This is a genomic window from Streptomyces sp. NPDC021080 (assembly GCF_044333225.1).
Taxonomy (GTDB): domain Bacteria; phylum Actinomycetota; class Actinomycetes; order Streptomycetales; family Streptomycetaceae; genus Streptomyces.
The window spans coordinates 1-21,189 of sequence record NZ_JBIRQM010000009.1 but is presented as its reverse complement, the minus strand read 5'-3'; the positions used below and the strand labels follow the sequence as shown (position 1 = coordinate 21,189).

15 protein-coding genes are annotated in these 21,189 nt (G+C 69.1%); 10 read left to right on the top strand and 5 right to left on the bottom strand.

The genetic code is table 11. The annotated features are described in order from the left end of the window. Positions 1-363: 363 nt before the first annotated feature. Both ctaD and ACH4S8_RS22630 read left to right on the top strand, forming a co-directional pair. Positions 364-2,148 (top strand): cytochrome c oxidase subunit I, encoded by a 1,785-nt coding sequence (ctaD, locus tag ACH4S8_RS22635; protein ID WP_398397347.1) that lies wholly within the window; start codon positions 364-366, stop codon positions 2,146-2,148. 3 nt (positions 2,149-2,151) lie between these two features. After that, positions 2,152-2,727, top strand: coding sequence for a hypothetical protein (locus ACH4S8_RS22630; protein ID WP_398396756.1), 576 nt, complete (start codon positions 2,152-2,154; stop codon positions 2,725-2,727). 146 nt (positions 2,728-2,873) lie between these two features. Here ACH4S8_RS22630 and ACH4S8_RS22625 read toward each other — a convergent pair whose 3' ends face one another. After that, positions 2,874-5,951, bottom strand: coding sequence for an FG-GAP-like repeat-containing protein (locus ACH4S8_RS22625; protein WP_398396754.1), 3,078 nt, complete (start codon positions 5,949-5,951; stop codon positions 2,874-2,876). A 453-nt stretch (positions 5,952-6,404) separates the two neighbouring features. On the opposite strand from ACH4S8_RS22625, the gene ACH4S8_RS22620 reads away from it, so the two are divergent. The 3 genes from ACH4S8_RS22620 to ACH4S8_RS22610 all read left to right on the top strand — a co-directional run bounded on the left by ACH4S8_RS22620 (position 6,405) and on the right by ACH4S8_RS22610 (position 10,812). Next, complete coding sequence (locus tag ACH4S8_RS22620; RefSeq protein ID WP_398396752.1) at positions 6,405-7,754, top strand: hypothetical protein; 1,350 nt, start codon at positions 6,405-6,407, stop codon at positions 7,752-7,754. Between the two features lie 94 nt (positions 7,755-7,848). Continuing rightward, entirely contained in the window at positions 7,849-8,388 is a 540-nt protein-coding gene (locus ACH4S8_RS22615; RefSeq protein ID WP_398396750.1) for a hypothetical protein, read from the top strand. A 426-nt stretch (positions 8,389-8,814) separates the two neighbouring features. Then, positions 8,815-10,812 carry a hypothetical protein gene (locus ACH4S8_RS22610; RefSeq protein ID WP_398396748.1) on the top strand — a complete coding sequence of 666 codons (1,998 nt, stop codon included), beginning with the start codon at positions 8,815-8,817 and terminating at the stop codon, positions 10,810-10,812. Between the two features lie 239 nt (positions 10,813-11,051). Here the strand turns inward: ACH4S8_RS22610 and ACH4S8_RS22605 are convergent, their stop codons facing one another. Continuing rightward, positions 11,052-12,626: a cation acetate symporter gene (locus ACH4S8_RS22605; RefSeq protein WP_398396746.1), complete on the bottom strand. Its 1,575-nt coding sequence runs from the start codon at positions 12,624-12,626 to the stop codon at positions 11,052-11,054. A gap of 26 nt (positions 12,627-12,652) precedes the next feature. Further along, a complete protein-coding gene (locus ACH4S8_RS22600; protein WP_398396744.1) occupies positions 12,653-13,114 on the bottom strand; it encodes a DUF485 domain-containing protein in 462 nt (153 codons plus the stop codon). A 437-nt stretch (positions 13,115-13,551) separates the two neighbouring features. Here ACH4S8_RS22600 and ACH4S8_RS22595 point away from each other — a divergent pair, with 437 nt between their 5' ends. Then, positions 13,552-13,980 carry a hypothetical protein gene (locus ACH4S8_RS22595; RefSeq protein ID WP_398396742.1) on the top strand — a complete coding sequence of 143 codons (429 nt, stop codon included), beginning with the start codon at positions 13,552-13,554 and terminating at the stop codon, positions 13,978-13,980. Between the two features lie 247 nt (positions 13,981-14,227). Here ACH4S8_RS22595 and ACH4S8_RS22590 read toward each other — a convergent pair whose 3' ends face one another. Then, positions 14,228-14,722 (bottom strand): hypothetical protein, encoded by a 495-nt coding sequence (locus ACH4S8_RS22590; protein ID WP_398396740.1) that lies wholly within the window; start codon positions 14,720-14,722, stop codon positions 14,228-14,230. Positions 14,723-14,938: 216 nt separating this feature from the next. Then, positions 14,939-15,727 (bottom strand): calcium-binding protein, encoded by a 789-nt coding sequence (locus ACH4S8_RS22585; RefSeq protein WP_398396738.1) that lies wholly within the window; start codon positions 15,725-15,727, stop codon positions 14,939-14,941. A 341-nt stretch (positions 15,728-16,068) separates the two neighbouring features. On the opposite strand from ACH4S8_RS22585, the gene ACH4S8_RS22580 reads away from it, so the two are divergent. From ACH4S8_RS22580 to ACH4S8_RS22565, 4 genes are all read left to right on the top strand, one after another. Further along, positions 16,069-17,550 (top strand): hypothetical protein, encoded by a 1,482-nt coding sequence (locus tag ACH4S8_RS22580; protein ID WP_398396736.1) that lies wholly within the window; start codon positions 16,069-16,071, stop codon positions 17,548-17,550. A 1,081-nt stretch (positions 17,551-18,631) separates the two neighbouring features. Further along, a complete protein-coding gene (locus ACH4S8_RS22575; protein ID WP_398396734.1) occupies positions 18,632-19,426 on the top strand; it encodes a calcium-binding protein in 795 nt (264 codons plus the stop codon). A gap of 515 nt (positions 19,427-19,941) precedes the next feature. Continuing rightward, the gene (locus ACH4S8_RS22570) at positions 19,942-20,223 is read left to right on the top strand and encodes a hypothetical protein (RefSeq protein WP_398396732.1); all 282 of its coding nucleotides are present in this window, start codon (positions 19,942-19,944) and stop codon (positions 20,221-20,223) included. Between the two features lie 207 nt (positions 20,224-20,430). Further along, positions 20,431-21,093, top strand: a complete 663-nt coding sequence (locus ACH4S8_RS22565; RefSeq protein WP_398397345.1) for a hypothetical protein — start codon at positions 20,431-20,433, stop codon at positions 21,091-21,093. Positions 21,094-21,189 lie beyond the last annotated feature (96 nt).

Genomic DNA, 21,189 nt, shown 5'->3' with positions numbered 1-21,189 from the left:
CCTCCGCGCCGCCGTCCGGCAGTTGCCGGGTCGGGCGCCGAACCCGGGCTGCTGTCCGGTCCCGTGGGCGAGGACCCCGCGCAGGCGCCGGCACGGGGCCCGTCGGCCACCGGTCACGGGGAAAGAGGGGGCCGTTGGGCCCTTCCGGCAGGGCCTTCGCGGGGGCTGTTCGGCCCTATCCGGCCCCCGTGCCCCCGCGCCGATCATGAGGCGGCGGCCGGGAAGCGCCACCGCGTCCACCCCGTGCGCGCCCGCTTCCCGGGCCGCCGACGCCATGAACGGGACGTGTGCCATGAGCGGGACACGCGTCAGGGGCGGGACATGAGGAGAAGGGGAGGGAATCGTCCGGTGGACGAGGCACAGATGCACCCGGTGGAGGCGGCGCGACCGCACGCCACGGTCTCCGCGGCCGAGGAGAACGCCGCGGCCGACGCGGCCGACGCGATCGTCCCGGCCCAGGCCGGCGAGGCGTCGGCGGCCGGCCCGGCTCGTACGGCCGGCGAGGTGGCCGGGCGGACCGGCGGGACGGCCGCCGGGAGCCCCGCCCGCGCGTCGTGGGTGGAGTGGCTGACGACCACCGACCACAAGCGGATCGGGACGCTGTACCTGGTCACGGCGTTCGCGTTCTTCCTGGTCGGCGGTGTCATGGCGCTGCTGATGCGCGCCGAACTCGCCCGGCCCGGACTGCAGATCCTGTCGAACGAGCAGTTCAACCAGGCGTTCACGATGCACGGTTCGATCATGCTGCTGATGTTCGCGATGCCGCTCTTCACCGGCTTCGCCAACTGGATCATGCCGCTGCAGATCGGCGCGCCCGACGTGGCCTTTCCCCGGCTGAACATGCTGGCCTACTGGCTGTTCCTGTTCGGGTCCTCGATCGCGGCGTTCGGCTTCCTGACCCCGGGCGGGGCGGCCGACTTCGGATGGTTCCTGTACGCACCGCTGTCCGACGCCGTCCACTCGCCGGGGCTCGGCGCCGACATGTGGATCATGGGCGTCGCGCTGTCGGGCTTCGGCAGCATCCTCGGCGCGGTCAACTTCATCACGACCATCGTCTGCATGCGCGCCCCCGGTCTGACCATGTTCCGCATGCCGATCTTCACCTGGAACGTGCTGCTCACCGGCCTCCTGGTCCTGATCATCTTCCCGGTGCTGGCGGCCGCGCTGTTCGCGCTCGAGTGCGACCGGAAGTTCGGCAGCCACGTCTTCGACCCGGCGAACGGCGGCGCGCTGCTCTGGCAGCACCTGTTCTGGTTCTTCGGTCACCCGGAGGTGTACGTCCTCGCCCTGCCGTTCTTCGGCATCGTCTCCGAGGTGATCCCGGTCTTCTCCCGCAAGCCGATGTTCGGCTACATGGGCCTGATCGGCGCCACCATCGCGATCGCCGGCCTGTCGGTGACGGTGTGGGCCCACCACATGTATGTGACCGGCGGTGTGCTGCTGCCCTTCTTCTCCTTCATGACCCTGCTGATCGCGGTGCCGACAGGGGTGAAGTTCTTCAACTGGATCGGCACCATGTGGAAGGGAAGCCTGTCCTTCGAGACGCCGATGCTGTGGACCGTGGGCTTCCTGATCACCTTCACCTTCGGCGGGCTGACCGGGGTCATCCTGGCGTCACCGCCGCTGGACTTCCACGTCTCCGACTCGTACTTCGTCGTGGCGCACTTCCACTACACCGTCTTCGGCACGGTCGTGTACGCGATGTTCGCCGGGTTCCACTTCTGGTGGCCGAAGATGACGGGCAAGATGCTCGACGAGCGCCTCGGCAAGATCACCTTCTGGACCCTCACCGTCGGCTTCCACCTCACCTTCCTCGTGCAGCACTGGCTGGGCGTCGAGGGCATGCCCCGCCGGTACGCCGACTACCTCGCCTCCGACGGCTTCACGGCCCTCAACACCCTTTCCACGATCGGGTCGTTCCTACTGGGACTGTCGATCCTGCCGTTCCTCTACAACGTGTGGAAGACGGCCAAGTACGGCGAGAAGGTGGAGACCGACGACCCCTGGGGGTACGGCCGTTCGCTGGAGTGGGCGACCTCGTGCCCGCCGCCGCGGCACAACTTCACCTCGCTGCCGAAGATCCGCTCCGAGTCCCCGGCCTTCGACCTGCACCACCCGGAGATCGCCGCGGCCGAGGCGGTGCACTGAGCCATGGCGCAGCCCGTTCTGGCGCTGGGCGCCGCCCTGCTGACGGTGTCCGGCAGCGTCTGGTACGTCCCGGCCCTCGCCGATCTGCGCGCGGGGGCCGACCGCCCCCGCTCCCGCCGGGACGCGGCCGCGGCCTGCGTGAGCGGGTGGGGCACGGCCGGGACGATCGCCGTCCTGCTCCTGGTGACCGGGACATGGACGGTCCTCGCCCTCACCGCCGCGGCGGGTACGGCCGTCACCCTCGGTCTGCGGACCCGTGCGGCCGTACGCCGCCGGCGCGAGGCCGAGGAGGCGGCGCGCCACTGGGCACAGCTGAGGAGCGGGTCCGCCGCCGTCGAGGACCGCCCGCGGAACGGCCGTACCGCCTTCGCCGTCCTGGCCGGCAGCGGACTCGCCGTCGGCGTGACCACGGCGGTCCTGCTGCTGACCGGCGGTGTCACCGGCGGCCCGTACCCCTGGCTGACGGCCGCCGTTCCCGCCGCCCTGGTCGGGCTGTTCCTCCTGATCGCGGCCACGCTGACGGACACACCCGCACACGCCCGCACCGGCCCGCGGGACGTCCGGAGCCGCACCGGCTGATCCGCCGACCCTCCGGCCGCGCGCACCGGCCCGCCCCGGCAGTCCTCGGCGGGTGCGGCGCGGTCCGCGGAAGGTCCCGCCGCGTCGGCCGGGAAGCAGCGAGCCCCCTCCCGGTCGGGAGGGGGCTCGCTGTGGCGCGGGCGGGCTCAGAACAGGCCCTTGTACCCCTGCCAGCCGGTGGCGATCTTCGTACGGCCGCCGAAGGAGCCCTTGCCGTCGCCGCTGTTGCGCCAGACGGTGCCGGAGGTGTCGCGGGAGACGAGGTCCGCCCTGCCGTCACCGGTGACGTCGCCCACGCCCACGACCACGTCGTACGACGAGCCCCAGCCGGCGAAGACCTTCACGCGGCTCCTGAACGTGCCGGCCCCGGTGCCGGCGTACCGCCACAGCACGTTCGACCTGTCCTGCGCCAGCAGGTCGCCGTGACCGTCGCCGTCGAGGTCGCCCGCGCCCACGATCTTCTTGTAGCCCGTCCACTTGGAGGCGATCTTCACCCGGGTGGAGAGCTTGCCCGTGCTCGTCGCCTTGTAGAGGTAGACGTCGCCGGTCGAGGACTGGCGGGCGATCAGGTCGGCCCGGCCGTCACCGCTGAGGTCCCCGGGCGAGGTCAGCACGTCGTACTGGTTCCAGCCCGTGCCCAGCGAGGTGTACGCGGTGGACGGCGTGACCGCCGCTCCGCACGCGGGCCGGTAGGCGCGCAGGGCGCCGCTGCCGAACCGCACCAGGACGTCGTTGCAGCGGTCACCGCTCAGGTCGCCGAAGGGCACCGCCTTCACGGTCGTCGCCCAGCCGGAGCCCGTCAGCTTCCCGGTGAACGTTCCCTTGCCCGTCCCGTACTGGTAGGTCAGCCCGCCCGAGCCGTTCAGCGTCAGCAGCTCGCCGAGGCCGTCCGACCCGACGAAGTCGCGGTGGACCGCCGCGGCCCCCGTGACCTTGACCGTGCCGGTCCTCGTCAGCGCCGCGCCCTGCCCGTCCGCGGGTGCGACGGTCAGCTTCCAGGTGTGGGCCCCGTTGGGCACCAGTCGGCCGGAGCCGTCCTTGCCGTTCCAGGACGGGCTCACCACACCGCGCGCCGGACCGCCGGAGAGCGTGCGCACGGCCGTGCCCGCCCGGCCGGCGATCTCCAGCTTCCAGGAGGCCGCCGGCTTGTTCGGCCACCACTTCGGACCCCACGGCGCGGCGCCGCCCTTGACGTCGGCCGAGGCGGCGACGCTCGCGTCACGCAGGACGAGGGCGGAGACGGGGACATCGCTGGAGGTCAGCCGGATGCTGTTGTCCGAGCGGAGCTGGGCGATCACGCCGGTGTACGGGTCGACGTCCCAGGCGTTGCCCTCGAACGCCCCGGCGGTGTGCGACACGGCCGTTCCACCGCGTACGTCGATCACCTCGAGCTTCCCGGCCTCGACCGTCGCCACGAAGCCGTCGCCGAGCTGCGCCTGCTCCCAGCCGGAGCCCTTCACGAGCGTCAGGTTCCGTTTGGTGACGGTGTCGTAGACGCCTTGGCCCTCGGAGCCCAGGACGCAGTTCCACAGCAGCCACCGGCCGACCGCCTGGAAGTCGTTCAGCAGGCAGCCGCGCCCGAACCACACGGGCTCGCCCTGCTGTCCGGTGAGCAGGTCGTAGGGGACCACGGTGTCGTTGCCGGACATCACCCACGCGGTGGTGCCCCAGATCGCCCGCACGGTCTGCGTCGTCGTGAACACCGTGCGCCCGGAGTCGATGTCGACGATCCGGGTCTCGGACACGTCGTTGCTGTCGTACGGCCCGACCAGGGCGGCGAAGCGGCCGTTCGCGGCGGTCGCGGTCCGGTAGGTGCGGGAGCCGTCGATCCGGGTGCCGGGCATCGACCGGTCGGCCGCGAGGACCTGGGGCTGGTCGCCGGCGGTCGGGCCGTATTCGGGGTCGGAGCCGTAGCCGGTGACGACGGTGCGGCCGTCGCCGGTGTCGAGGAGACGCGGTCGGCCCTGTGTGTAGTCCTCCATGACGACGCGGCCGCGGTCGGTGCGCGCCCCTGCCGTGAGGGAGCCGGACACGCTCGTCTCACGGGTGTGCAGATACGTCCAGTCACCCACGGGATCCAGCTCCATGGTGGTCAGCAGGCCCTGGGCGAAGGTCAGTCCGGTGACGGTGTGGACGGTCTTGCGGGGGTACGCGTTCGCGATCTTGCGTACGGTGACCCCACCGCCCGCGGCGGCCTCGACCAGGGAGACGCCCCAGTGGTCCGTGTCGGTGCCGCCCGGCACCAGGAGTCCGCCGTCCGGGGTCGGCACGGCCCGTACCGACGTCCGGGCCAGCAGCGTCCGCGGCGCGGAGCCGTCGAGCGGGACGGCCTCGACCCGCTGGACCGCGCGGCCGGTGTCGCTGCGGCCGAGGGAGGAGTCGTACCGGGCCACGATCACGGTGTCGCCGACCAGGCCCATCACCTGCGAGATCTCGCCGACCCGCACCGTCCGCACGGCGGCACCCGGGTTCTGGCGGGAGGCGACGTGCAGGACGCCGTCGTAGCACCACACCAGGTGGGTGGGGCTGAGAGCGACCATGTCGTACCAGGGCAGCACCTCGTACGGCAGGGCGGTGAAGCGCGCCTGCTCGACGTCGAGCCACCCCGTGACCTCGTCGTCGCCCTTGCGGTACCGCACCACCTGTCCGCGCGCGTCGCCCAGGCCGGCGGCGGACTCCGTGTAGACGCCGGAGGGCACGCCCTCCACGAGGCGGTCGGAGACGGAGCCGTCGGCCCGGGTGTCCAGCAGGTGCCACAGCGAGTCGCCCGGGGTTCCCGTCGTCGTGACGACGGTCGACCCGAGCGTGCTGAAGTACGCGTACCCGTCGGGCAGCGGGACCGTGTCGGTCCGGCCGGACGTCATGTTCCGCAGCGTGACGGTCCTGGTGGGGCTGTCGTAACGGGCGACGACGTCCGACCCCGCGCCGGCGCTCGTGACGCTCGTGACGCCGTACGCGTCCGTGCCCGAGGCGTCGACGACCGTGTCGGCACCGTCGTACGTCGTCCACAGCTGGCCGCGCCCCTCCTCGTACCGGAGGAATCCCGAGGGGCCCGCGCTCAGCAGGCCCGTCCGGGGGACCAGGGACGTGGCGGCCGGCACGACCACCTCTCCGGTGACCGTTGCACCGTGCGCGGTGCCGGCCGTCAGCGGGCCGAGCCCGAGGGCGAGCGTGAAGGAAACAACGGCGGCGGTGGCGCCTCGTACGAGCGCACGTCTGCCCATGCAGGATCTCTCCGGGATGTCAGGCGAAGGCCCCGGGAGATGCGCGCGTGCGTCATCGCACCGCAGGTCACAGACGTGCGGAGCGGTTGACGTTCAGTCACCCCCCAGGCGAGTGGCCGGATCCTAACATTTTACTTGCGCATGACCATTCGGGCCGGGAGGGGCGCCGGTGGCCCGGCCGTTCGCTCAGGTGCGGTGAGGAGGCGGGCCGGGCGGGCTGCCGGCCCTGATCTCCGAGCGCCACCCCGACGGGAAGCGAAGCCTTCGTGCCGTCTGCCGCACGGGTCACTGCTGACGTGGGCGTTCTCATCTCTCCGACGTGACGCCCGCGGGATCACGCTCATCGCGAGTGCCGTACAACCGTTCGGTGTCATGCGGTGTCTGACGCGGCGGAACTGCTGTTTCCGGCAGTTCGCCCGGACGCCTCCGTCGCTTTACCGCAAGGGATCCCCCATGCTCCGCACTGTTGCCGACCGCGGCCGCCCGCTGCGCAGAATCTCCGCCGTGATCGGTGCCGTCGCCCTGGCCGCCCTGGCCGCGGCGCCTGCCTCGGCCGACAACACCCGGCCCGGTCTCGTGCTGGGTCTCTTGAAGCCGGTCACCGGCGTGAAGCCCGGCGGCAGCTTCGAGACGCCGGGCGCCTTCGCGAACAAGGGCACGGAGACACTCGACAAGGTCTGGCTGTCCTACAGCTTCAGCCGCGGACTGACCCACCAGGAACTGCCTTCCAACTGCGAACGTTCCCGTAGGGAGACCCCGGGTGCCCCCGCGGTCCCCAGCGACGAGGAAGGACTCCCCGGCAAGTACAGCGTGACCTGCGAGTTCGACCAGCCGGTGGAGGCCGGCGCCGTCTACGCGCCGGAGAAGACGCTGTCGCTGGACGTCCTCGGCCACGCACTGTACGAGTACGTCTCTGTACTGGTCAGCGACCACGACCCCCGTTTTTCCGAGAGCGGACCTGTCGACGACGTGCCCGGGACCGGACCCGCGGTGAAGCTGGTCGAGCTGCCCTCGACCACTCCTTTGCACGACTTCGGGCCGGTCAAGAACCCCGCCGATGACTATGCAGGTTTCCCGGTGACGGCGGTGAACACGGCCGACTTCCAGGTGGCGGCACAACTGACGCGCCGCGTCGGGCAGATGGTCACGCTGGAGGCGAAGTTCACCAACGCGGGACCGGCCTGGGTGATGCCCGACAACGGCGAGAACGGCGCGGTGACCCATGTCCTGGTCAAGATGCCCGCGGGAACGGTCGTGAGCCAGAAGCCCGATTACTGCAAGAAGGTCGACGTCGGCAGCTACAGCTGCATTCCCAGCAGCGTCTACTGGGCCGGCGAGAACACCACGTACACCTTCCCGTTCAACCTGCGCATCGCCAAGTCGGTTCCCGGGGCCAAGGGTTCGGTGACCCTGGAGGCGAAGGCGCGCCCGTTCGACAAGAACAAGAAGAACGACACGGCCGTGTTCCTCCTCGACGCCGACGGCAACGGCTCGACGGGAGGCAACGGCTCGACGGGCGGGGCAGGTTCCACGGGCGGCGGCTCCGCGGGAGGTGCCGGTTCCACGGGAGGTGCCGGCTCGACGTCCTCCACCGGCGGCTCCGGCACCACGTCCACGGGCGGCACCACGTCCACGGGCGGCACCGCGTCGGCGGGGTCCTCGGGCTCCTCGTCCACCGGTGGCGGCCTGGCGAGCACCGGCGCCGGTTCCGCTCTCCCCCTCGCGGGCGCGGCCGCCGCGGCCCTCGCCGCCGGTGCGGGCACGGTCCTGCTGATCCGCCGCCGCGCGACCCGGCGGTTTTAGGGCAGTTTTAGGGGACTTGCCTGCACGGCTGTCCGCTACGGGACACCATGGGGAAGGCGGGCTGCACAGGGCAGGCGGACCAGGGGGCGACGTCTTGGTGTTCAATCTCGTGGCCACCGGACTGTCGGCGGTGGCGCTGTTCGTCACGTTGTGTTCGGCCGTCTCGCAAGCCGGTCTGCAGCGCCGGAGCAACCAGCTGCCGGCGTACGTCGACCTGCTCGCGGACTTCCGCTCGGTGGAGTTCCACGACCGCTACTGGTTCGTGTCGCGTCGGCTGCCCGTCGAGTACGACCCGGCACTGGGTCTTTCCGGGCTGCCTGAAGACGTACGCCGCCAGGTGTACGACATCGTGTACTACTACCAGAACATTGCGGTGCTGCGGCTGGTCGACATCGTGGACGACGAGATGACGGCGCTGCTGCGGAGCCGGGTGGTCAGCGTGTGGGAGGCGGTTGCGCCGTTCGTGCTGCGTGAGCGCGAGATCATGGGCGCGGAAGGGCGGCAACTGCTGCGCGGTCTCGAGGACTTGGCGCACGACGCACAGCGCATGCCGCACGCCCTCGTCGACCGGCTCATGCGCCTCAGCCGGACCCGGCGTGCCTGGCGCCGCCGCCGCACCGCCCTGCGCGGCTGACCCAAGAGCCCTCATCCCTCCGGGCGGCGGCTCAGGCGAACCTCCAGCCGACGGCTCGGGCGAAAGCAGCCGGCCCGCGAACGGCTGGACCCCGTCCGCGGGCCGGGCGCGCGGTTCCGGCTGCGACGGGCATGTCCCCATCCGTATCGGTACAACCGTCCGGTGCCGTCGAGTGTCTGACAGGACGTCACTGCCGTTCCACCGGCATCGAACAGCCGTGGACGTCGCGGCCGTTGCCGTCCATCGACGGTGGCGGAGCAGCCTCAGGCCTTCCCGAACAGAAGATGAATTTTTTCTATAGATCGGGTGTACAACTCTTTACGGTCTTTCCGAGTCGAACTGGCATACAGGTCGCCCATCGGGGCGAACGTCTCGGATGAGGAAGTTCCGCCCATGGTGATCCGTCGGTTGTGTGGAGTCCTACGTGTGCGCGGGGTGATCGACCTGCTTCTCGTGCTCCTGCTCGGCGCCGGTTTCGTCGCACTGCCGGTTGTCGCCCTGCTGCCGTCCCTGTGGGGCTTCGCGGCGGCGTCGGCCGTGACGTACGCGGTGGACGAGGTGCTGCACGCGCGCGCTCCGAGTTTCGTGCGCCGACTGGCGGCGCTGCATCTCGATCGGACCATGCGGTTCGCGGTTCGCACGGTGATGCTGCTCGCGCTGGCCAGCCGGATGGGCGCGCCGGGCGTGTGGCTGGTGACCGCCCTCGTGGTCGTCAGCGGTCACTTCGCGATGATGATGCTGTACACGGCGGTACACCATGCCATCCGCCGGCGCCGGGTGCTGCCGCTGATGGTGCGCAACCTCGACCTGAGCGCGCTGCCGATACCCCGGCAGCCCCCCGCCGTCCTGTTCAGACGCCACGTGCGCAAACTCCTGCACCTGGACCTGCCGGCCCACGTCGGGCTCCTCGCCGCGCTCGTCGCAGGCACCTGGGAGCCGGCCTACGCGGGCTTCGCGCTCACCGCCGGTGTGACCACGGTGGCCGTCCTCGCGCTGCTGGGCCAGTACCGCAGGGCGCGCCGGATGCCCGTACGGGACGAGGTGTTCGCCGAGGTCAACCGCCAACTGGCGGAGTACCGGCCGGAGGTGGCGCTCTACTTCAGTTTCGCGGCCGTATCCCGCGACTTCATGTACCAGGTCAACATGTGGATCGAGACGTTGGAGCAGCTCGACCTGCGTCCGGTGATCATCCTTCGGGAGAACGCCTCGTTCCGCCACCTGAGCCGTACCTGGATCCCGGTCGTCTGCGTACCGAAGGCCGACAACCTGGCCGAGCTCGAACTGTCCGGCGTCCGGGTCGTGCTGTATCCCGGCAACGCGGGCAAGAACGTCCACATGCTCCGCGTGGCCGAGGCCAAGCACGTGTTCATCGGGCACGGCGACAGCGACAAGCTCGCCAGCAGCAACCGGGTCAGCAAGGTGTACGACGAGATCTGGGTGGCCGGCCGCGCGGGCCGGGACCGCTACCAGCGGGTGCGGCACGCGATCAGTGACAGCGCGATCGTGGAGGTGGGGCGCCCGCAGTTGTCCCCGATCCGCCCGCACGCCGAACACGTCCCCGGTCCTCTGCCCGTCGTCCTCTACGCGCCCACCTGGGAAGGCTGGAGCGACGACGACTGCCACACCTCTCTGATCCCGATGGGCGTGCCCCTGATCGAAAAGCTCCTGGCGGAGAACGTACGGATCATCTACAAGCCGCACCCGCTCACCGGCAAGCGCTCGGCTCAGGCGGCGGAGGCCGACAGGACGATCCGCGCGCTGCTGCGCGCCGACAACGAGCGGCGCGACCCCGCGCAGGCCGAGGCCGCGACCCTCGCCGTACGGCCCCGTCTGCAGGAGATCCGGGCCCGCCTCGACGAACTGGCCGGCCGGCTCCGCGGTGACGCCGCCGAACAGATGCGTGAGGCCCGGGTTCCCGACCGAGCCGGAGCGGCCGAGTGGCAGGAACTGCGCGCCGAGTGGCACCGGATCTTCTGGGAGAGCCAGGGCGCCGTCCGCCACAACGTGATCCTCGGTCAACTGCCGAACCTCTACGAGTGCTTCAACCAGGCGGACATCCTCATCAGCGACGTCTCCTCGGTGGTCGCCGACTTCGTGGCCAGCCTCAAGCCGTATGTCCTCACCAACGCGCACGACCTGCCCGACGACGAGTTCCGGGCCGCGTACACCACCGCGGGCGGCGCCTACCTCCTCGACCGCGACTGCGCCCGTCTCCCGGAGATCCTCGACTCGGTGCGCGCTCCGCACACCGACTCGATGGTCCTCGACCGCCGGACCCTGAAGGAGTACGTCCTGGGCTCCGACCGCCCCACCTCCATGGAGCGCTTCAACGCCGCCACCAATGCCCTGGCCGCGAAGGGAGAGGCGGAACAGGCCGAAGCCGCGATGACGGCGGACCAGGGAATCTCCGCGACGGCGCTGTAGCGGACCGGACACGGATCCGGCACGCGGCGAGTGAGCACGGTGGGTGGCAGCAAGGCCCGGGTCTGTGACCCGGGCCTTGTCCATGGAGCGGGTGACGAGAATCGAACCCGCGCTCTCGGCTCGGGAAGCCGCGGGCGTCCGGGGGGTGCTCCGAGGCTGACATGCGGCCGGGTCGTACCGGCGCCCGGGCACCGGCCGTGCCGGTGCCCGGGCTGCCCGGACGGTGCTTTCGGCGCGATTCAGCTCTTCTGTCTCGCCGACCCCGCCAGAATCCGTACCTCGACCGCCTCGTACTGCCGGCGCTGCTCCTCCGCCTTCTGCCGCCCGGAGATCTTTGTCCCCGCCCAGCCGAGAGCGAAGCCCAGGGGTATGGAGACGAGGCCGGTGGTGGTGAACGGGAACCAGTTGAAGTCGGAGTCCGGGAAGGCGGAGAAGGGGGAACCGGAGACGAGGTTGGTGCCGGTCATGAGGACGAGGGTGGCGAGCGTGCCTCCGATCAGGGTCCACAGCAGACCCGTGCGGGTGTAGCGGCGCCAGAAGAGGCTGTAGACCAGTGCCGGTGCGAGTGCGGACGCACCGATGGAGGCCGACAGCAGAGCCAGCGGCTGCAGATTGTGGTGCTGGACGAGGGTGGCCAGCAGGATGGTGGGGGCGCCCACCGCCAGGGCGGAGATCCGGGCGATGGTCATCTCACGACGGGGAGTCGCCTCGCGGGGCGTGAGCAGGTCGTGCGCGAGGGTGTTGGCGCAGGCCAGGATCATGCTGGCGACCGATGCGAGCAGGGTGAGGAAGAGCGCCGTCGTGACCATGGTGAACAGGAACGTCTCGGACGTCGAAATACTCGTTCCGAGCGCGGCCCGTGAGCCCAGCAGATACGCGGTCCTGCCCGTCGGGTCGGCGCCGGCGATCGTGGTGCGCCCGATCAGCGCCGTTGCCCCGATGCTGACGACCGTGCAGATCAGCATGAAGAGCGCCACGCACGACACCGCCCAGGACATCGACCGGCGCACCTGACGCGCACTGGTCGCGGTGTACATGCGCATGGTGACGTGCGGCAGGCAGGCGCCGCCGAGGATCACGGTGAGCTCCGAGCTGATCATGTCGAGCCGGGGGCTGGGGCCACCGGCGAACTCGAGACCGGAGTGCAGGAAGGACGACCCCACACCGCTGTTCGCCGCCGCGGCGGCGAACAGCTTGCCCAGGTCCCAGTCGAACTGCCGCAGGATCAGCGCGGCCACGACCGCGCCGGAGCCGAACAGCATCACGATCTTCAAGACCTGGATGAGGGCGGTGCCCTTCATGCCGCCGATGGCCGCGTAACTGATCATCAGTGCGCCGATCCCGATGATGCATCCGGTCTTCAGCGAGTCAGTGGAGAAGCCGAGGATGAACGCCAGCAGATCGCCGGTGCCGGCGAGCTGGATGAGCATCATCGGCAGCAGGGCCGCGATCGTCGCCACACACGCGGCGATGCGCACCTTGCGGCCGGGCATCCGCCGCGCGAGCACGTCGCCCATGGTGAACCGGCCCGCGTTGCGCAGCGGTTCGGCCAGCAGGAACATCAGCAGCATGAGGGAGAGGGCTATGCTCAGCGCCAGGACGATGCCGTCGTACCCGTCGAGCGCGATCACCCCGCCCGTGGACAGGATCGTCGCCGCGGAAATGTAATCCCCGGCGATGGCGAGGCCGTTGCGCATCGGCGACAGCGATCCGTACCCGGTGTAGAACTCGTCGAGGTCGTCACCGTCAGGTCCTGTCATCACGCACAGCAGCAGGATGATCGTGGCGACCGTCGTGAAGGCCACCAAAGACATCGCCTGAGTGGAACTGCTGAACCCGCTCACTGTGCCACTCCCCGCTTCACGGTCGACTCGGCCAGCTCGGCCTGCTTGCGCATGCGGTCCGCGATCGGGTCGACCCTGCGGCGCGCGGTGTGCTCGTACAGCCCGACCGACAGGCAGGTGACGGGTACCTGGAGCAGTCCGAGCAGCAGACCCGTGGACAGGCCGCCCGAGACGGTGCCCGTCATCAACGACGGTGCGAACGCGGACAGCACGAGGAAGAGCGTGAAGTATCCGAGCGCCGTGAACGTCGCCACGCGCCGCTGGGTGCGGTAGGCGCGGCGCAACAGACGCAGGTCGCTGTGGTGACCGAGTCCCGTACGAGGCGACGTCGTCCCACGGTCGAACTCCTGATGCGGCTGCCACGTGTGGATGACATCGGAGGAGGAATGAGGCGCGGGGTGGTACGGCGCCCCTGGCCGGTGCGGCTGGTACTCCGGGTACGGGAACGGATCTGGCATCCCGTTTCTCCTCATGCGACTCATGGACCCATACGGGGCCGAAGGGAAGCGGGGGGTGAGCGCACGCTACCCATCAGTTATGGACCTGCGCCAGACTCTGGCCAAACTGAACAGTCGGTATGCAGAAGATCGATGGCTGTATCAAGTACTTCTGTCCGGCGCCGGGGAATCACGGGCCGACGGAGCCTGGGGGCGGGCGGAGAAAAGCCGGCGTGGTGCCCTTCTACGCGTGGCGATCTCGTGAGGGGCGATGCGCCGGGAAACGGTCCGGTCCGGCCGAGGCCGGGCACCGGGCAGTGCGGTAGGAGACCGCGGTCCCCCATGGCGGGTTGCAGTCGCGGCCCCGAAGGATCGCGGCGATCCTGGCAGGAGAGCGTGGCCGGCTTCGCGCGGGCGCTGTGCGCCGGCGACCGCGCTGGACAGGAAGGCAGCGGCCCATGACAGCAGTTCCCGAAGAGACACGGGGAGGGCGTGGGGGACCCGACAGCGGCAAGATCGGCGGACCGTCCTTGTTCGCCGGGGCCGTTCTCATGCTCAGTGGGCCGCTCAGCATTCTCATGGGCGTGTCCGGCACCGCACAGGACAACCTGTTCTCCGCCTCCAGCTACACCTACCAATTCGACCTGGCCGCTTGGGGCTGGATCCACCTCGTGGTCGGAGTGGGGCTGGTCATCGCCGGTCTGGGGGTCCTGACGAACAGGAGCTGGGGTCGTGGGGCCGGCGTAGTGACGGCAGGGATCAGCCTGATCACCCAGTTCATGTTCGTTCCGTACTACCCGGTGTGGTCCATCTCCGTGATGGCGCTCGACCTCCTGATCATCTTTGCGCTGACGAGGTTCCATGGCGGAACCGGCGACGGTCGGTGAACCCATGCGGGACCATGGCCGGCGGGAACCATGGGGCGCCGGCATCGGGGTGGACTCGGTCCGGCCGGTCGGACCGGATGGGCTGATCCGCCGTGTCCGGGAAGCCGAGGCAGGCGACCCTGACGGTCGGCGCCGGCCGCGGGGAAAAGCGCAGGGTGACGGGACGGTCCTGCATGGGGTCCTGTCGTAACGCTGCGTCCTGTGGACGATGGCGCGCGCGGGTCCGTGGTGCGGGCGGCGATGCCGCTCATCGTGGGAACGAGGACTCCCCGCCGACGGCGGCGAGGAGTTCGAACGGGAACTCTCTGTCGGCCTGCCCGATCGTGAGCCCGAGCCAACGGCCGGTGGACGGTATCCGCCATGCCAGCAGGTTGGCGGCGAGGCCGCACAAGGAGAGCAGAGGCTCTGGCGCGGGCTCGGTGTCGGGGTAGTCCGGGTCGTCGAGTCCGAGATACGGCCACAGGTCGACCGTGGTCGGATCTCCCCAGCGCCCGGTCAGAATGCCGGCCAGCGCAGTGAGGTCCACCTCCAGCTCCTGTACCGCCGGCTCGACGATTTCGGGGCTTCGGTCCTCCCAGAAATCCTGGGTCTCCCGCAGGACGGCCATGTGGAAACCGGCCCCGCTCCAACCGTGTTCCGTCTTCACGTCCCCCTTCCCCTCGGGGAACGGCTGGGCGATCAGGGTGTCGATGATCGACAACTGCTCATCGGCAGAGCCTGCGGGCTGGTTCCGGTGCGGCATGGGGCTGGAGTGTAGGGCGGCAGCACAAAGGGGCGGGGCCCGACGGCCCGGTCTTCGCCGAGGAGGAGGGAACTCCCGTCCAGCGCAGCACCTTCGGCAAGACGCGGAGAAGGGCACGGGCCCTGGCCGGTCGGTACGAAGCCTTGACGTCGAGCCGGAAACCGAGACGGCTCGACGTCGACCCCACCGCGGCGATCGACCCGGCTTCGTCGCCGGTCACCTCACGTCGACGAGGTCACCGGCGGAGTTGACCGCCGGCGTAGTCGATGTGCCGGCGAAGGAGTAGCGGTAGTACCCGTCGACCGAAGCCTTCACCGTGCTCTTGACTGTGCCTGTGGTGCTTGTGGTGACGGTCTTGACCGTGCTGTAGGTGGTGCTGCCCTTCTTGCGGAACTGCAGCTTGACCAACTGGCCCGAGTAGCCGGCGTACTTGTGCGTGTCCCAGTTCGCACGCGAGAGCTTTCCCGCGACCGTGACGGTCTTGCCCTTCGTCACTGGCTCGGGTGCGGCATCGACGGTGAGCCGGGAGGCGCGCTGCACCTTGACAGTGCCGTAGGACTCTTCCGAGGACTGGACCCGGGCGCCGGAAAACGCGCTCGCGCTGACGTGCCAGGTGCCGGCGAACGCGTTGGTGACTTCGTTGGTCCAGGCCCTGGCATTGGCTTTGACCTGGAAGGAAGACGTACAGGCGGTTGTGGTGGAGCTCGATGTGGTGCACCTGAGCTCGCCGGAGCGGGCGATCCCGCCGTCGTGGTCGTCGTAGGAGCCGCTGCCGTGCCAGAAGTCGAGCCAAGCCTCCTTCACGCCGGCAGGGTCGGAGGCGGTCACCGTCGCGGTGAAGGACGTGGCGGCGGTGGGGCCCACCACGATGTTCTTGCCTCCGTTGACCACCACTTCGGTGATCTTCGGCCCATTGCCGGTCGCACTTGCGTCAGGCGCCGCGAGTCCGCCCAGAGCCAGGGAACCGCAGACCGCCACAACTGCGGGCGTGACCCGTCTGTACATGTGCTTCCTCAAGTGGGACGAGGGCCCGTCGTGCTTTTCTCCGCACCGGACCGAGCGATTCGATCAATCTCTTGACCTGCGTGAACAGACGGCCGGCGCAGCGGGATGGTTGTACGGCGGCAGACGCGTGCCTTGTGGCCGACCAGGGGTGGTGGGGTCCACGACGGGTGTCCTTCTTCCTGCCGATCGGCAGGAACTCGAAGACACGTACCGGCTCGGCCGAGCTCCTCGATCTGTGGCAGTCGCGTACAACCTTGCGGCGTTCTCGCGGGTCAAGTGAGGGGCTCGAGCCTGAAGTTATGCAGCTCTCGCCTCCCTGTCGTCCCGCATGAGGAGTTCCGTTGCACAGAGCAGTCACGGCCATGGCCGTGCTCGCCCCCCTCTTCGCCGTCACTCTCACTCCGGCGACGGCTTCGGCGACCGCTCCTTACAAGGGTGCCAACACCGCCGCTGTCCAGGACGACTTCAACGGTGACGGCTATCGCGACCTGGTCGTGGGCGCCCCCGGGGCCGCCGACGGATCGGTGGAGGGAGCCGGTGCCGTGGTCGTCCTGTACGGGGCGGCGTCATCCGTGAGTGCCACGCGGCGGACCGTGATCACGCAGGCGACGGCCGGGATCCCCGGTACACCCGAGGACGAGGACGGGTTCGGCTCGGCGGTTGCCGGCGCCGACCTGGACCGGGACGGATACGCGGATCTGATCGTCGGCACTCCCGACGAAGACGTCGACGGCAAGAAGTCCCGGGGCTCCGTGACCGTCGTGTGGGGCGGGCCCCATGGCCTGCAGGGAGGTTCGAGCATCTCCGCGCCCTCCGGGTTCGGGGACGGCATGACCTACTGCGGATTCGGGATGTCCCTGGCCACGGGAGACATGAACGGGGACGGCGCCCCGGAAGTGGGCATCGGTTCGCGCTGCGAGGCGTCCTCCTACACGGGCCCCTTCACCCGCACCGGCAAGGCCGCCACCCAGTACCAGGAATGGCGCGCCAACTCCCGCAGTCTGGTGATGGGCGACGTGAACGGCGACGGCAGGGCGGAACGGTTCTGGCTGCCCGGCCCCTCGGACGACGACGTCCGCGGATCCGTGCTCGTCGACAACGGCCCGATCGGCGACGACCCCATGACGACCTGGCCCACGAAACTGCCGTTCGCCGACGGCTACGCCGGCCAGATCGGCGACATCAACGGCGACGGCTACGGTGACCTCGTCACCGGCATCGCGGATGACGAATCCACGATGAACATGCCCGGTGCCGCGCACCGCGGCGGCGAGATCCAGGTTCTCTACGGAAGCGCGAAAGGCATCACCGCCGACCAGCGGCCGAAGATCTTCCACCAGGACACGGCGGGGGTTCCCGGCACGGCGGAGAACGGCGACCGCTTCGGCCAGTCGCTCAGCGTCGGCGACATCAACGCCGATGGCTACGCCGATGTCCTCGTCGGTGTCCCCGGTGAAGGGGTCGGTACGCACGAGGCGGCCGGCTCGGCCGTCCTGCTGCGCGGCTCCGCCACGGGTCTGACCACGACCAAGGCAGTCGGATACACCCAGAACACAGCCGACGTGCCCGGCACCGCTGAGACCGGCGACGAGTTCGGAGCGTCGGTTCACCTCGCCGACCTCGACAAGGACGGCAAGCCCGAGACGGTCGTCGGCGTTCCCACGGAGAACAGTGACGGTTGCCTGTGGATCGCCCGCGGCTCGACCGCCGGCCCCGTCCTCAGAGGTTCCACCAGCTTGTGCGGCAAGAGCGCCGGCATCACCGTTCACGGCGTGAAGGGCTACTTCGGGGCAGCCCTGACGAGTCCTCACATCGCTTTCTAGGGCTTTCCGCAAGAGGAGGGTGAACGGCCGAGCATGGCCGCTCACCCTCCTTTTCTGCACGTGCCACGAGGGCGCGCACGATTCCGTGGCTCCCTGTTCGCCGTGCCGTGCTTGAGGAGGGCTGCCTGACGGCCGACGAGAAGGGCAGCCGGCCGGTCCTTGTGGTGCGGTTGCGGCGCGCGCCCGTTCATTGGTGAGGCCCTTGAGCCGGTCCCGGACCGCGACACCCGACGGGCCGGGCACCACGAACGACGCCCCCACCGACCTCAGATCCCCCAACCCGCTCACCCCAGCCCCGTCCGGCCCGAACAGCCCGTCACCCATCCAACGACCATCGGCCACAGAGGTCACGCATTCGAGAAAAGAACTCCCGTTCCCTCCCACGTCTCATACGAGCGGAGACCGTTGACACTCGCTCACGCACACCAGAACACGCTTACACACAGTCAACGGGCAACAGTTGCCAACCCCGGGTCATCGACCTGGGGGTTTCACATGGAGCGGGTAACGAGAATCGAACTCGCACTCTCAGCTTGGGAAGCTGAGGTGATCTAGGGCTTGCTCCGAGGCTGACCTGCTGCTGAGTGGTGTCGGCTCCTGGGGCAAGGTCGGCTTGGTTCCCCGGTGTTCCCCGCACGATCCGGCATGGGTCTGGCGGCACGGCCTCTTCGTCCCGGCCTCTCGGCTGAGAGGCCACTGCGGTCAGGTGGGCGGCCAATCGGCCGTTGTGGCGTGTTGGCGGTAGCCTGCGGTCACTGCGGCTGCTCGAGGCGAACACATCAGCGGCGAATCGGGCCAACGTCGCCCGGACACAGTGCAGTTCACGTGCTTCCATACCCGCCACGCTCTTGGCCGGCACTCATGGGAAGACCGGCCGGGGTCCTGGCAAGCGGTGTCAAAAAAGATCTCTCCGCGGTACAACTGTCCCGGGGGTTCGGCAGTCGTCCTCGGTGCCGTCCGGCATCCGAGGCGGATCAGGCCGCCCTCACCCGGGCGACCCGACCTCCCCCGCGCCGGATGCGCCTCGCCAGCTTTGGCCTCGGGTGTCTCGGGGTCACCAGAGTGTGGGGGAAACACACTTATGCGTAAGCGCTCCACTGTGGCCGCCGTTGCCGGTGCCCTGGTCCTGTCCGCGTTCGCCGTTTCGGGCGCCGCTCAGGCGGACGAGGCCGTGGGTGACACCAAAATCACCAAGGTGGTCGTCAACGGCGGGTCCGACATCGTCCTGGGCACCACGAACCCGAAGACCTTCACCATCGCGGTGACCGCCACCGACGACTCGGGCATCAAGGAGGACTACACCTTCCCCGTGCTGTGGCACGGGCCCGGCCAGGTCATGCCCGACGACCCTTACGGGCTCGTGGTCCCCGACGACGTGTCCGGCGACTGCGTGGCCCACAACGCCACCACGACCACCTGCACCTTCACCCTGACCATGAACCCGCGGATCGATCCCCAGGACAACACCACGGCCGGGACCTGGAAGGTGAGGGCCAGTGCCAGCGGCAACGACTGGGACTACGTCAGCAAGGACGTCGCCGCCACGGTGCAGGTCAAGCGTTACGCCAAGCTGACGGTCAACGCCTCGCCGGAGCCGGTGAAGAAGGGCAAGACCCTCACCGTCAGCGGCAGCCTGACCCGTGCCGACTGGGAGACCTACAAGTACGCCGGCTACACCGGCCAGCCGGCGAAATTGCAGTTCCGCAAGAAGGGCACCAGCACCTACACCACGGTCAAGACGGTGACCACGGGTGCCGGCGGTGCCTTGAAGACCACCGTCAAGGCCGCCGCCGACGGCTACTGGCGTTGGTCCTTCGCCGGCACCTCCACCACCAACACCGCCACCGCCACCGCCGACTTTGTCGACGTGCAGTAAGCAGTGATGCAGCATCCACGGCGCGGATCCTGTGAGGCCGGGGCCCGCGCCGCGTTGTCTCCGCATGGCCCGTCGGCCAAATAGACCGGCTCACGGAACGCTTGCGGCGCGAATAGTTCCGGCACCGATGCCAGATCCGGGCATCAAAGACCCCCAGCCGTGATCGGCTGGGGGTCTTTCCCGACGAGGCGCTGACGGTTCCGAACCGCACACATCCGCCTTGTAAGGGCGGACGTGCTCTTCAGCGTGTCCGCCTAGGTCACTACGGCTGTAGCGGCAGCCCAGATAATCGGTGCTTCTCGACTGCTACGAGCCGTTGTTGACCGTGGCTGACCGCACGATGTGGCACGGCAGTGGCACGGGGACTGCTTCGTCCCGAAGCAAGTCGGGTGGAGACGCTGCCTTGGGTTGGTGTAGCGCTCACCTGCGTTGAAAGTCCATACACGTCCGTGCTCGTGTCGGTGTGCATCGGCGTTGTCACACCGTCAGACAGGCGCTCGTGGAAGTCTGGTCCCATGAATGGCACGACGAACCCCGGTAATCCGAACGACATCCAAGTAGGTGACATCTACGAGGACTGCTCGTTCCATCCAGTCCTGTGCACTGCGGTGGATGAGGTAGCGGGTGTGGTGCTCAGCGGCGTCTCCCTTATCGACGGCACCTTCCCCCGCTCCTGCGACGCCCTGCACTGCGGGCCTATCCGCATCCGCGTCGAGGACATCATGGCCATTAAGCAAGACTTTGACGGCTACGCCCGCCGGCGAAAGACAGAGCTACGGGCCAGTGACAACATCTGATCCGTAGCTTGAACGCAGGCTTTGAGGCGTGGCCTCATCTTTAAGACGTCGCTTCTTATGGCGGTCCCCGGGACCGCGGGTGATTGAGCGTGAAAGTTTACTCTTGAGGACGCTTGTTGGTGGGGGCCCATGTACTGGGCCGCAAAGGAGCGGGCGGGCTTCCGCCCGAGGTGCTACCAGACCTCGCCCGTAGACTCCGGCACCATGATGGCTGCCAACCCCGTATCGCCCGTCCCGGTTGCGCCGGCCGGTTTGACCCGCAGGGCCAAGGCGTTCGTCGAGTCGGAAGGCATCCGTGTCGCCCGGCAGGACATCGGGAGTCTTCGCGACGCCTGGATCGAGCACGGCGTCCCGGCCGCGGAGATCGATCGCGCGGTGGCTTTCGACGACCGTTGGGGCGGTCTCGCGCTGCCGCCGGCACCGTTTTACGAGAGCGGCCCACGCGTCCTGGGCGCGGACCTTCCCGAGGGCACGGCCACTGAGGGCTGGTGGATCCCGGCCGGGGACTGCCGATATTCCATGGCCTACGGATTCATGATCAGCCCCAGTGGCGAGTTCGGGATTCATGGCTATCGCTGGGCACCGCTGCATGCCAGTACCGAAGGCTGGGTGGAGTCGTTGGCACTGGCCAGCCACGCGAGACGCTGGGCCAAAACCATCACGAGAATCACCGGCGAGGCCGTCGACTCCCTGGACCTCGAAGGGTACGAGCCGGTACTTGAGGTGCGGGGCTTGACCGACACCTGGTGGCGGGGCAAGGACTCACTCATCGCCCTTTACCGCGGCGAGGCCGTCAGCATGGACGCCCCGGGAGGCATTGAAGCCCATGTCTACGGTGGCCTCGACGAGTGGGGCCTCCACGGCGGCTGATCGCTAGTGTGATGCGCCAGAAATCCTGATGCTTAGTTCTGCTCGGTTTTCTGGCCGGTGGTTCCGACCTTGGTGAGGTAGTCGGCGAGGGAGTTG